The sequence below is a fragment of the Lactobacillus gallinarum DSM 10532 = JCM 2011 genome, from assembly GCF_001434975.1.
Taxonomy (GTDB): Bacteria; Bacillota; Bacilli; order Lactobacillales; family Lactobacillaceae; genus Lactobacillus; species Lactobacillus gallinarum.
Window position 1 is genome coordinate 64012 of sequence record NZ_AZEL01000026.1, and the last position, 13051, is coordinate 77062.

Genomic DNA, 13051 nt, shown 5'->3' on the forward strand with positions numbered 1-13051 from the left:
AGCAAATTGATGCGCAAAATGTGTATATCTGCGTTTGCAACCTTAAGTTTCCTAAAAATATGACTTATTTTAAGATGGCGCAGGATCTGGCGATGAATAATAATATTTTTGAAATCAGTCTTGTTACGTTGTGATTTGAAAGGGGATTTTTATGAATAAAGACAATCAAAATGATGTAGTGACGGGCGCATCCCAAACTATTGATGTTAATTCTGGTTCATCTTTGATGGAGCCTGATAAAAATAAGAGTGAAGAGACAGTGCAAATCAAAAGTGAATGGCCTGGTCCTAAAGGAATGATTCCAGTAACTAGTGGCAAGGCTGATGACGCTAATGTTCATAATCGTGTCTTCTTAGATAACATTTTAGTGGAGATGCGCGTGATCGATGCGGTAGAACCAGATTTAACTACTACAATCTTAGGTAGAAAATATTCATCCCCATTAATGCCAGCCGCTGTATCTCACTTGAACAAAGTATTAAGTGATAAAACTAGAAAACCAATGCAGGAAAAGGCAATAGCTGCACGCAACATGGATTTACTGAATTGGATCGGTATGGAAACAAATGAAGAATATGGTGAGATTGTAGCTCAAGGCGGCGATACTATTCGAATCATTAAGCCATTTGCGGATCACAATAAGATCTTAGATGAAATTAAATTCGCCGAAGAAAAAGGTGCCGTTGCTGTTGGGATCGACATAGACCATATTGCAGGTAAGAATGGTAAATATGATGTAGTTGATGGTATTCCATTAGGTCCAATTACGATGGAAGATTTAAAGCATTATGCTGAAAGTACCAATTTACCATTTATTGCTAAAGGAGTGCTGTCAGTTTCGGATGCACTTAAGGCGCGTCAAGCTGGCTGCAAGGCGATTGTAGTATCTCATCACCATGGACGCGTACCATTTGGTATTCCGCCTTTATCAATCTTGCCCGAAATTAAGAAAGCTTTAGCTGGTAGCGGTATGGAGATTTATGCTGATGGGTCTTTAATGAGTGGATATGATGCATATAAGGCTTTAGCTTTGGGTGCAAATGCAGTTTTGATTGGTCGCGGAATTTTATCAGAATTATTGAAGAGTGGTACTAGGGCGACAGAAGATAAGCTGAAAAAGATGAATGAAGAATTGGCTGAAATGATGATGTATACAGGAGTGAAGGATACAAATTCATTTGATGCTAGTGTGTTGCATTATGAATAATAGCAGGTAGATGAAAAGATTGATTATTATAAATCACATTATGTGATGCGAATAATCAATCTTTTTATTTTTCATAAATTAATAAAGCTGTTTTAACGATTGAGACCGTAAAATAGTTTGTGTAAGGATGAATAATTCCTTAAATTAATTTCTTAAAACATTAGAAAAAGGAGTTAATGACCTATTAGAGGCTGAACTGACTGCGTTTTTAGGCTATGATCCTTATGCCAGAGCTGGCTGAAATACAGGCAATTCACGCAATGGTGTTTACTTTCGCAAGGTTGATACGCAGTTTGGCGAGATTGAAATCCAGGTGCCACGAGACCGCAACGGCCTGTTTCATCAGCACACGATGCCTGGCTACAAGCAGCACGCAGATGTGTTGGAAAACATGATCATCAAGCTTTACTCTAAAGGCGTAACTACCAGAGAGATAGCCGATTTGATTGAAAAAATGTACGGCAGTCATTACAGCCCCGCTCAAGTATCTAACATCTCCAAACAGATGATTCCCAAGGTGGAGGCCTATCATAAGCGCAAGCTGAGTGATAAGTTCCTCTGCGTTTATTTCTACCTACGTTCCTCTGCGCCGAGAAACTTTTGAACGTGAAGCTGTCTATATTGTCATTGGTATCAAACCTAATGGCCACAAGGAAGTTATCGACTACTGCATTGCGCCCAATGAAAACATTGAAGTCTGGACGGAGCTGCTCCAAAGCATGAAGTCTCGCGGTCTAGAGCAGGTTGAGCTCTTTCTTTCAGATGGCGTTGTGGGCATGAAGACAGTGCTGGAGCAGACTTATCCGAAAGCTCATTTTCAACGCTGTCTAGTTCATGTCATGCGCAATATCTGCGCTAAAGTACGCGTAGATGATCGCGAAACGATCATGAATGAATTCAAGCAAGCCAAATAAAGAAGCTGCGATCAAAGTCTTGCACGCCTTCTATGACAAGTGGAACAGAGCGTACAACCATGTCATCAGAAATCTCAAAGAGATTGAACCTGATCTGCTGGTCTTTTACAGCTATCCTAAGCAGATCAGGGCTTCAATTTACTCCACCAATATGATCGAATCCTTTAACAACGTTATCAAGCGTAAAGCTAAGCCTAAAGCAGAGTTTTCAACTGAACAGTCGTTTAATACTTTTATAGGCATTCAGGCAATGAGCTACAACGAACGCTATTTCAATCGAATCCACAAAGGCTTTGGTCAGGTTCAGGACACCTTAGAATCTTACTTTGACTAAATAAAGAATAAAAAATCAATCTATGAGAAAGATCTATTTACACAAAAGATTTGACAGTTTCGTAGTCTTTGATAAGGCTACGGTTTTTGTTTACAATTTGATTTTTTCTTTTGGTAATTTAATTGTTAATTTCTCAAAAGAAAAAGGTTTAATCAACGAAATTTCATAAGCGTCAAGCGCTAAATCTTCTCCAGCAAAGCTGGGGTTATATAGCGGGTCGCCAACGATTGGTGTACCAAGGGATGCTAAATGCACACGGATTTGATGAGTACGACCAGTTTCCAAAGTTAGTTTGACTACCGCTGTATTATCATTTCTTTTTAACACTTGATAATGTGTTACGGCATGAAGTCCAGCAGGTGAGATCATTCTTTTTCGCTGATCATCAGGATCATGATCAATTGGCTGATTAATTGTACCTTGATCGTTTAATTTCTCTGCATGATCAACTTTAGCTAAATAATCACGATGAAAAGTTTTGGTGGTTAATTCACGATTTAAAATCGGCACTACTGCAGGATTTTTTGCAACAAGCAGTAAGCCGCCTGTAAGCATATCTAATCGATGAACAATATAGGGATTTTGTCCTAAATAAGTGGCGCAATCATTTAAAGCTGTGTCAGTTTCATTTAAGTTGGGGTGAGTTTTTTGCCCCTTCTTTTTATTAATAATCAATAAATTATCGTCTTCGTAAATGATATCGGGTAACTTTCCACTAGCTGGATATTTTTGCTGGGTAGATTCAACTTGATCTAATGTGATGTCAATTTTATCGCCTGGCGAAATTTCCTGATTAAAATAGCGGTATTTGCCGTTAATTGTAATGTTTTGTTCAATGCGCAAGTAGTGACGCCATTTTCTCGGAATAAGCAATTTACGCAATACGTCATTGACGGGTAAGGGTTCGAGATTTTTAGGATAAAAAAGTGTAAAATGATAAACCATAAATATTTCCTAAGACTGTTGCAAGTCTAAACAAGTGTACTAGCAATGTGATACAATTTTCTTGTTTCTAAAAAGGAGCATTGTATTAATGAATAACGACCAACCAAAAAGAAGTGGTTTTAAAGATATTTGGCATCGAATTGATCGCCGCTTCTTTATCGGACGCTGGATTATTTTAATCCTGCTCACTCTTATATTGATAACTTGTACATATTATACAATTAAAGTTAAGACTTCGAATATCTCAAATTTGAAGGCTTCACTTTCAACAACGACAACTATTTATGATTATAAAGGCAAAAAAGCTGGTTCTTTATATTCACAAAAAGGTACATTCGTTGAATATGATAAAATTTCTCCCAATATTCAAAATGCAGTAATTTCGACAGAAGATCGTACTTTCTGGAAAAATCCTGGTTTTAGTATTAAGGGAATGGCGCGTGCAGCAGTAAGTTTGGTTATTCACCACGGACAAGTAACTGGTGGTGGTTCCACATTAACGCAGCAGCTGGCTAAGAACTCACTACTTACTCAGCAGCAGACCTTTTCACGAAAATTGGAAGAATTGTTCTTTGCAATTGAGATCAACCATGTTTATTCCAAAAAAGACATTTTGACGATGTACTTGAATAACGCCTATTTTGGCAATGGTGTCTGGGGCGTGCAGGATGCCAGTCGCAGGTATTTTGGTAAAAATGCCAGTGATGTGACAGTAGGAGAAGCTGCTACATTAGCAGGAATTTTACGTAATCCAAGTTTTTATAATCCTGTTGATCATATGGCCAATGCTTTGGCGCGGCGTAATTTGATTTTAGGATTAATGGCTGATAATGGTAAGTTAACTGCTGCTCAAGCTAAAGCTTACTCTAAGCAAGGGTTAACTTTGCGGAATACCTTTAGAAATAAAGATGGCTATCGTTATCCATATTTCTTTGATGCTGTAGTAGATGAAGCTATTAGCAAATACGGCTTGACTGAAGAGCAAGTAATGAATAAGGGACTTAAGATTTACACTACTCTTAATCAAAATTATCAGGGAAGATTGCAAGATACCTTTAATGAAAGTTGGCTTTTCCCACAAACTGGTACTGATGGCACAGAATGTCAGGGTGCAAGTGTGGCAATGGATCCAGAAACAGGTGCTGTACGAGCTGTAATCGGTGGTCGTGGTAAACACGTTTTCCGTGGTTATAACCGTGCAATTCAAATGAAGCGTCAGCCTGGTTCATCAATTAAACCAATCGCTGTTTATGCACCGGCTCTTCAAGATGGTTATCATTATGATTCTGAGCTTTCTAACAAGTTGCAAAAGTTTGGTAAAAATGGTTATGAGCCGCATAATGTTGATAATGGCTATTCTGATAAGATTCCGATGTACCAAGCTTTAGCGGAAAGTAAAAACGTTCCTGCAGTATGGCTGCTTGATAAAATCGGTGTAAATAAGGGTGTACAATCTGTTCAGAATTTTGGTATAAAGGTACCTAAGTCAGATCGCAACCTAGCTTTGGCATTAGGTGGACTTTCTACAGGGGTTTCGCCTTTACAGATGGCTCGTGCATATTCTGCTTTTGCTAATAAAGGTAATTTACCTAATAATTCTTACTTTATTACTAAAATTACTGATGCAAGTGGCAATGTGTTAGTCGAAAATAATAATCCAGGTAATCATAGAATTATTTCTGAGAATACTGCTAAAGAAATGACGACGATGATGCTTGGCGTTTTCACTAATGGTACTGCTCAGACTGCTCAACCTAATGGATTCCGTGTTGCTGGTAAGACTGGTTCAACTGAAGTTCCTAACTCATATGGTTTTGGAACAAAGGATCAATGGATCGTCGGTTATACTCCTGATATCGTGTTAGCTACTTGGGTTGGTTTTGATCAAACAAGTAAGCAGCGTTATATGCAAGGAGTATCTGAAACAGGAATTACACGATTGTACAAAGCAGAAATGGAAGGGATCCTACCATATACTGCTCAAACGCAATTTACCGAAAAATCACCAGGTCAGCTTGTCAAAAACAATGGATCCAATTTTGATTGGACCAACGGTTGGGGACAAAAAATTCAAGATGGTATCGGATCTGCAGGACAGAAAATTAATGAATGGTATAATGATGTCAAAGGTTTATTTGGCCGATAAAATTTAGGAGGACCCATATGATTAATATTTATGATTCAGCTAATCAATTAGCACAAGATTTAACCAAGACTGACCAATACAAGGCTGTAGGTGACGCTGTTAAGGCTGTTCAAGCAGACAGTGAAAGTGCAGCAATGTTTAAGAAGATGGATGAACTTCAAGCTAAGATCATGCAAGCTCAACAAAGTGGTCAACCTTTATCTGATGAAGATCAAAAGGCTTACCAAGAATTGAATGCTCAAGTTCAAAAGAACGATAAGATCGTTGCTCTTCTTAAGAGTGAACAAGGTTTGTATGATTTGTTAGGTGAAATCCAAAAGGCTTACACTAAGCCAATTAATGATCTTTATGAAGGTCTTAGAAACTAGAATTTGCGATGAAATTTATTCATTTTGCAGATGCGCATTTAGATAGTCCATTTCGCGGGCTATCTTTTTTGCCATCTAAGGAATTTAATCAGATATATCAAGCAGCAGACCAATCATTAACACGGATTGTAGATTTGGCGTTGGCTGAAAAGGTCGACCTGGTTTTAATTGCAGGTGATACCTTTGATAGTGCTAAGCCATCTCCACGTTCGCAGTTGTTTTTTGCACAGCAGATTAAACGTTTAACAGATGCGCAGATCCAAGTAGTAATGATTTTTGGTAATCATGATCATATGCGACGTGAAGATTTATTGGTTAATCAGAGCCCATATTTTAAATTGCTTGGTGCAAATGAAGCAGTAGAAAAAGCAACATTTAAGACTAAAGATAATTTTGACTACGATGTTGTGGGCTTTTCATATTTAAATAATCATATTACAGAAGATAAAATTCCAGATTTTCCTGGAAAGGAACATAATTATACTTTTGGTTTAATGCACGCCCAAGAAAAAGAAGCTGATAGCCGTAAAAATGTTTATGCACCGTTTACGGTATCTGAGGTTCAAGCATTGAATTATGATTATTTTGCTTTAGGACATATTCATGCTCGGCGTAATTTGAGTGAAAAGCCATGGATTGTTTATTCAGGCAATATTCAAGGACGTCACATCAATGAAATGGGTGCTAAGGGATGCTACCTTGGCGTGATTGATGAGAATACTAAAAAAACAAGTATTGAATTTAAGACGACAGGTCCAATTTTATGGCAAGGAGTACAAGTTGAATTAGATACTCAAATTAGTAAAGCTGATTTACAAAATGAAATTATTGCAAGTCTAAATAATGCAAAACAAAAAACTTATTTCAGTTTAACTACTGCTGGCGCCCAATTTATGACTGATGAAGAACAAGAGTTAGTGCAAGACACGGATTTTTGGCAAAACATTTCACAGAATTTGCCGTTTGATTCGCAATTAGTAGATGTACGGTTGAAAATAAGTTCTAATTTGGAACTTAATGAAAATGATCAGCAAGCCTTTGAGCAAGCTAAGGCAGAAATATTTGAAAATGATGAGTTTGATAAGATTGTTAGCGATTGGAAGAAAAAGGATCCTATAGCAGCTCAATTAACGGAAGATCCCGCTTTTATTAAGGCTGTGAAGCAACTAACTGAGGTTAAGTTAATGGGTAAATTGAAAGGAATTACTGATGAGACTGAAACAAATTAAGATAGTCAACTTTGGCCAATTCTCTAATAAAAAATTTGATTTACCTGGTGACCAAATTAATGTCTTTTTTGGTGCTAACGAAGCCGGCAAGAGTACAACTGTAGCTTTTATTAAGCAAATAATGTTTGGTTTTCATTTGCGTAGCAATGCTTCGCCATTTTTTGAAGACTATACGCCGCTAGCACATGTTAGTCCAATGGGCGGTAGCTTGATTTTTGAAAACGGTGATTCAGAATATGAGCTGGAACGTCTTTATGCCAAGGGTGATAAAACTAAAAAAGGAATTTTAACCGTTAAAAAAGACGGTCAAGTTGTCTCTGAAAGCTTGTTTTTTGACCAGATTCAAAATATTGATGGCTCTTTTTATGCTGATAGCTTTATTTTTAATCAGGAAATGTTGGGCCAAGTTACTAGTCTGAGTCAGGAAGATTTGCTGGAGCGTATTTATTATTTAGGTGCGACTAATAGTGGTCAATTACTGAAATTACGTGATGATTTTGCCAAGGAAGCTGGCAAACTTTTTAAAAAGACTGGGAAAAAGCCAGAAGTTAACCGCCTATTAAAGCAAATAGAAACGGATCGTGACAAGTTAGTTCAAACTAAAGCGGAATTTAGTGATTATGAAGAGCTTGCTCAGGATCTGAAAGATCATCAAGATCGGTTGAAAAAGGCACAGCAGGCTTTAGCAAATATTCAAACTAAACAGGCAAGTTTGCGTGATTTACAAAAAGAATTAAGCAACTATACAACTTTATTAGATTTACAAAAGCAGATAAAAGATATCAAATTTGATAGTGAAAACTACCAAAAAGCTCAAGATTTAATGGCTCAAGGGCGAAATTTACAAAAGATGATGCAATCTTTACAAAAGCAATTATCTGAGTTAACAGAAGAAGACTTAATTGATCTAAACGAATCTAAGAAAGTTGTTCAACAAAAGCCGCAGTTATTGCAATGGCAGGTTGAATATCGTAATTGTTTACAAAAAGCTGATCAGTTGAAGCAAGAAGAGCAGCAACTACTTGCTTTATCACCTGAAATTAATGAGCTGCGCGATTTAAATACAGAAGATATTAAGCAGCTAAAAGAAGATTTCTTAGCGTTGCCAGCAAAACAAAATGAAGAAGTTAATGAAATTAGCTCTAGTGATAAACTTTGGTATATTGTTGGTGCTGTACTAGTAGTTCTAGGTTTAATTTTATTAGGAACTGCTGGAGTGGTAGGGATTATTGTATTAATAGCTGGTATTGGACTTGCAGGCTTTGGCTATGTCAAAAATACACAGGCAAGTAAACAAGCAGCGGATATTTTAGCAAAACAAAAGGCAGTTAAAAATCAAAGGCAAGCTTTTTATTCAAAATATAATTTGGATCCTGATATGTTGGATCTGAATAGTGTGTTGACTAATTTAAATCAATACAAGCTTAAAGAGAGTGCCGAAAAGACTAATGCGGAAGAATTAAATAAAATTAATCGGCAAGTTGCTCAATTAGCTGCCAATGTCCAGAATGTCTTAAGAGAGCCGATCGACGATGATTTTGATCAGGTCTTGAATGGATTAGATGAGATCGAAGAACAAATTAATAAACAACAAGAATTAACGCAGAAGAAGTCTAATTTAACTAGTTCACTGAATCAGGATAAGCAAGAGTTAAAAGAGCTTGGTTTAAAATTAAAGGCTGTGTTTGCGCAAGCTAATGTAGAAAATATGGCGGATTATGATGCAGCTTATCAAGAGTCTTTAGATCAAGCTAAAATTAAAGCTCAATATGATGCTCTTGAAAAAAGTTTGCATGATGATTTAGATGAATTAAAACAAGAAGCCAAAGAACCAGGCAAGGTTTTAGCACAACTTCAAAGTCTGGCTGCCCAATCTTCTGATGTAACTGAAGAAATTGATGAATTACAGCAGCAGGTGGCTAAATTGCAGGTTCAATTGGACAATTTGGCTGATTCTACTGCAGTTTTTGAGGCAAAGCAGGAGCTAGCCAATACCGAAACTAATTTCGTTAACAGCAGTCAAGAGTATCTGGCTAATTTGCTAGCTTCTAAGTGGATTAGCCGTTCACTCGATTTAGCTTCCAATGAGCGTTTCCCTAAGATGCTGAATGCCGCTAAGGAATATTTTGCTTTGCTTACTGGTGGTCGCTACGTAAATATCGTTTTAGATAAAAAGCTAACGGTTATGCGTAAAGATGGTAAGAAGCGTGAAGTGAAATACTTGTCTCGTGGGACAGCCGAACAGCTTTACTTTGCATTGAAATTAGCATTTATTGAACAAATCAAAGATAAGATTAATTTACCAATTTTAATTGATGATTCATTTGTTAATTTTGATGATCGTCGAATCAGCTATATTAAGAAATTACTTGAAAAGATTAGTGAAAATAATCAAGTATTGATTTTTACTGCTCAAGAAAAATTGGTTGATCAATTAGAAATTACGCCTTTAACTTTTACGAAAGGAACTCAAGATGCTTAAACGATTGTTAGATTATAACGATGGCGAAGAAATGGATATTGTGGTCTTAATTAAGAATTCACAATTGCGTAATAATAAGAAAAATAATCTTTATTTAGCTATGCAATTTGGCGATGGCTCAGGTGAAATCCGTGGCAATTATTGGGATGCTAATAATCAGGATGCAGCGACCTTTAGTACTGGTACGATCGTTGAGTTAAATGGTAAAAGAGAAGAGTATCAAGGGCGACCACAGATTCGAATTTATAGTTTGCGTGTTGTAGGTCCACAAGAAGGATATGAGCTTGATCAGTTTATTAAATCTGCTCCTGAACCAATTAATGAAATGGAGCAGGAGATTAACAATTTTGTGGCTCAGATTCAAAATAAGACTTGGAAGATAATCGTAGAATATTTGCTTAAAAAATGGGGTAAAAGATTCTATGATTATCCAGCGGGCAAAAGTAATCACCACGCGGTTCGAGGCGGATTAGCATTTCACACATTATCGATGTTAAAGGATGCTAAAGGTTTGTCTGATAATTATGAGCAAGTTAATCGGTCTTTGCTTTACGCAGGATGTATTTTACATGATATGGGCAAAGTTTTAGAGCTTACAGGACCTGCTGCAACACAGTACACGGCTGAAGGAAATCTAGTTGGTCATTTAGTATTAATAGATGAACAAATTATGCTTGCAGCTAATGAATTAAACTTTGATCTTGAATCAGAAGATTTGCTTTTGCTTAGACATATGGTCTTATCGCATCATGGTAAATTTGAATATGGTTCACCTAAGTTGCCAGCCTTGCTTGAAGCTGAATTACTTCACCGCATTGATGATTTAGATGCGGCTGTGTATGCTGTAACGAATGCTTTGCAGCATACGCCTAAGGGGCAGTTTACAGAACCATTGCTTAGCCAAGATGGTAAGAGGTATTATCACCCTAAGCATGATCCAGCACTGGAAAAGGCACGACATTTAGAATAGAGAAAAGCAGTACAAATTATCGTTTGTACTGCTTTTTTAGTAATTATTTTTTGTGAATTATATTTATAAAATTACGCCATTTACTACCTTTAACCTGATAACTTTGGACGGGTTGAGTAACTTCTACGCAGCCTAAATATTTACCATTATCATCGTGAAGGCTATAAAAAGAAATATTTAATGGCTGTCCGTTTTTGTGAATATTGATTGAAATTGAATTACGCTCACCTTCGTGCATTTGTTTTAAAACTGCTTTAACTCGTCCTTGTGAGTGACCGGGATGCACTTCGAAGACAGTTTTACCAATATCTTTCTCGGTTCTAGGGAAGATGCGATGCTCATTCATTGATGACCATACAACGATATCATTTTCATCAAGAACATCAAATTCTTGCGGAATGGTAGTAAAAATTGCGTTTAATTCGGGAAGTGATAAGTGACCACCTTTTAACTTGATTTCATTCATAATTAAAGCTTCTTTCTATACTTTAATTGTAGCATTAAAGCGGTTACTTACGCTGTTATTAAAAGGATAGATAATTAAGAGTAAAGAAAAAATCCAACTCTCAAGCGAGAATTGGATTTTTTAATTTAGTAAAATTCATTACTTAGTAGCACCAGTTGAAACGTAAGCTGATAATACATCCTTCAAGTCGTTATCCTTGATAGAAACGTCTGCCTTCTTCAATACAGTAGCAATAACGTCCTTCATAACAGCTTGATCTTGAGCCATTGATGCGTAAATTTCATCATCGATAGCCTTCTTGTGATCAGCAAACTTACCCTTAGCTGGGTGACTAATCATCTTGATTACGTGGTAACCAGATTGTGACTTAACTGGACTTTCAGTAACTTCACCAGTCTTAAGCTTGAATGCGGCAGTCTTGAATGCACTGTCTAAAGTGTTATCAGTTGAATCAAATGCAGGAAGCTTACCGGCTTTATTCTTAGTAGCAGTATCAAGTGAGTACTTCTTAGCTAAACTCTTGAAGCTCTTACCATCCTTCAATTGCTTGATAATGTCTTCAGCAGTTGACTTCTTAGCAACTAAAATGTGTTGAACAGTTACCTTAGGTTGGTAATTCTTCCAAGCTTCTTGTTCTTGCTTTTTAGAAATCTTCTTAATGTGCTTCAAAGCTGCTTCAGAAAGCAAGTTAGTCTTCAAGTTTTGCTTAAATGTTGAAGCGGTCATACCATTTTGTTGTAAAACAGCACTAAATTGTGAACCGTATTGCTTCTTGTAGTTGTTGTATTGCTTGTCAACTTTCTTTGATGAAACGTATTTGCCGTATTGTTGTTCCAAAGCACGGTTAATAATCATGTTAGCCAAAGCTGACTTACCAGCTTGAGACTTCTTCATTTCATCGTAGTATTGTTGTTGAGTGATCTTACCACCCTTGTATGAAGCAACAGTAGCATTGTTGCCGCTATTTGAGCAGGCAGCAGTAGATAAAGCAACACCAGCTACAGCAACAACTGCAGCAACTTTTTTCATATAACTCTTCATATAAATAAATCTCCACATCCTTAATTAAGTAACTGTCAACTAATATACCATAAAATTAGTTGTTTCGTTTTCAAATAAGCAATATTCATAAAAAAATCAAATTTTCTTTAATATTTCTTATTTAACGATATTATTTTCACCAAAATCTTGATTTAATTGATCACTTTTTTGTTTGATTTTATCAACAGTTGGCTCAATATGTCTTGAATATTTTTCAATATTATCACTGATATCACTAATAGTTCGTTCAGCTTGAGGCATTTGATCATTTAAATCTTGACTAGCTTTTTTGGCTTTTTGTAAAGCTTGATTAAAGCGGCTAGTTTCATACTTAAATGCATCAAATTCATCTTTGAGTGGTTTGCCGGGACGATTGCCTTCGCTATCTTTCATGCAAGAAAAAACGGTTCCAGCTGCTGCACCAAAAATAGTACCTAAAAGAAAATGTTTCATTATTTCTCCTTAAAATTGAGCTTTAATCTTATCAGCTACTTCATTGTATTTTGCTTCATCGTATTGATCGGCGTTGTTACGAGTCATGAGCTTCAAGCCATCGCCTTCAAAACGAGGAATGAAGTGAATATGTGAGTGCATTACTACTTGGTTAGCTGACTTACCGTTGTTAGTGGTAATGTTCATACCAGTAACGTTAGGAAATGCCTTTTTGATTGCATTAGCAATTTCAGGAATGTATTGCAAATATCTTTGGGCATCTTCCTTAGTGTAGTCAAATAAGTTAGTGATGTGCTTCTTAGGGATCATCAAAGTGTGGCCTGGGTTAACTTGAGAAATGTCTAAGAAAGCTTTAACGTCGTCGTTTTCAAAGACAGTGTAACTTGGAACTTCACCGCGGATAATTTTGCAGAATAAACAATCGTCAACTAAATTTTTATTTTCCATATAATTACCTCTTATTTGTTAGACTTTAGTTTCTACTAATATCCATGAT

11 protein-coding genes and 1 pseudogene are annotated in these 13051 nt (G+C 36.5%); 7 read left to right on the top strand and 5 right to left on the bottom strand.

All coding sequences use genetic code 11. The features are described from left to right. The first annotated feature begins 151 nt into the window (after positions 1 to 151). The gene (locus tag FC37_RS04155) at positions 152 to 1207 is read left to right on the top strand and encodes an alpha-hydroxy-acid oxidizing protein (protein WP_025005543.1); all 1056 of its coding nucleotides are present in this window, start codon (positions 152 to 154) and stop codon (positions 1205 to 1207) included. A 148-nt stretch (positions 1208 to 1355) separates the two neighbouring features. Continuing rightward, positions 1356 to 2455, top strand: a pseudogene (locus tag FC37_RS04160) (IS256 family transposase); the annotation flags it as partial. Positions 2456 to 2545: 90 nt separating this feature from the next. Here the strand turns inward: FC37_RS04160 and FC37_RS04165 are convergent. Continuing rightward, positions 2546 to 3400 carry an RluA family pseudouridine synthase gene (locus FC37_RS04165; protein WP_025005544.1) on the bottom strand — a complete coding sequence of 285 codons (855 nt, stop codon included), beginning with the start codon at positions 3398 to 3400 and terminating at the stop codon, positions 2546 to 2548. A gap of 88 nt (positions 3401 to 3488) precedes the next feature. On the opposite strand from FC37_RS04165, the gene FC37_RS04170 reads away from it, so the two are divergent. The 5 genes from FC37_RS04170 to FC37_RS04190 are packed head-to-tail and all read left to right on the top strand — an operon-like array spanning position 3489 to position 10595. Further along, on the top strand, positions 3489 to 5546 hold the full coding sequence (locus tag FC37_RS04170; protein WP_056945501.1) for a PBP1A family penicillin-binding protein: 2058 nt from the start codon (positions 3489 to 3491) through the stop codon (positions 5544 to 5546). Positions 5547 to 5563: 17 nt separating this feature from the next. Beyond that, positions 5564 to 5914 (top strand): YlbF/YmcA family competence regulator, encoded by a 351-nt coding sequence (locus tag FC37_RS04175; RefSeq protein ID WP_025005546.1) that lies wholly within the window; start codon positions 5564 to 5566, stop codon positions 5912 to 5914. Positions 5915 to 5922: 8 nt separating this feature from the next. Then, a complete protein-coding gene (locus FC37_RS04180) occupies positions 5923 to 7143 on the top strand; it encodes a metallophosphoesterase family protein (protein WP_056945502.1) in 1221 nt (406 codons plus the stop codon). Beyond that, the gene (locus tag FC37_RS04185) at positions 7124 to 9625 is read left to right on the top strand and encodes an ATP-binding protein (protein WP_025005547.1); all 2502 of its coding nucleotides are present in this window, start codon (positions 7124 to 7126) and stop codon (positions 9623 to 9625) included. The genes FC37_RS04180 and FC37_RS04185 overlap by 20 nt, the downstream gene beginning before the upstream one ends. Next, on the top strand, positions 9618 to 10595 hold the full coding sequence (locus FC37_RS04190) for a 3'-5' exoribonuclease YhaM family protein (protein WP_025005548.1): 978 nt from the start codon (positions 9618 to 9620) through the stop codon (positions 10593 to 10595). The genes FC37_RS04185 and FC37_RS04190 overlap by 8 nt, the downstream gene beginning before the upstream one ends. Before the next feature lie 43 nt (positions 10596 to 10638). Here the strand turns inward: FC37_RS04190 and FC37_RS04195 are convergent, their stop codons facing one another. From FC37_RS04195 to FC37_RS04210, 4 genes are all read right to left on the bottom strand, one after another. Further along, positions 10639 to 11061 carry a PAS domain-containing protein gene (locus FC37_RS04195; protein ID WP_056945503.1) on the bottom strand — a complete coding sequence of 141 codons (423 nt, stop codon included), beginning with the start codon at positions 11059 to 11061 and terminating at the stop codon, positions 10639 to 10641. 138 nt (positions 11062 to 11199) lie between these two features. Further along, positions 11200 to 12102: a peptidylprolyl isomerase PrsA gene (locus FC37_RS04200; RefSeq protein WP_025005549.1), complete on the bottom strand. Its 903-nt coding sequence runs from the start codon at positions 12100 to 12102 to the stop codon at positions 11200 to 11202. Positions 12103 to 12219: 117 nt separating this feature from the next. Continuing rightward, on the bottom strand, positions 12220 to 12555 hold the full coding sequence (locus tag FC37_RS04205; protein WP_025005550.1) for a hypothetical protein: 336 nt from the start codon (positions 12553 to 12555) through the stop codon (positions 12220 to 12222). Positions 12556 to 12564: 9 nt separating this feature from the next. Then, on the bottom strand, positions 12565 to 13002 hold the full coding sequence (locus FC37_RS04210) for an HIT family protein (protein WP_003627196.1): 438 nt from the start codon (positions 13000 to 13002) through the stop codon (positions 12565 to 12567). Positions 13003 to 13051: the final 49 nt, after the last annotated feature.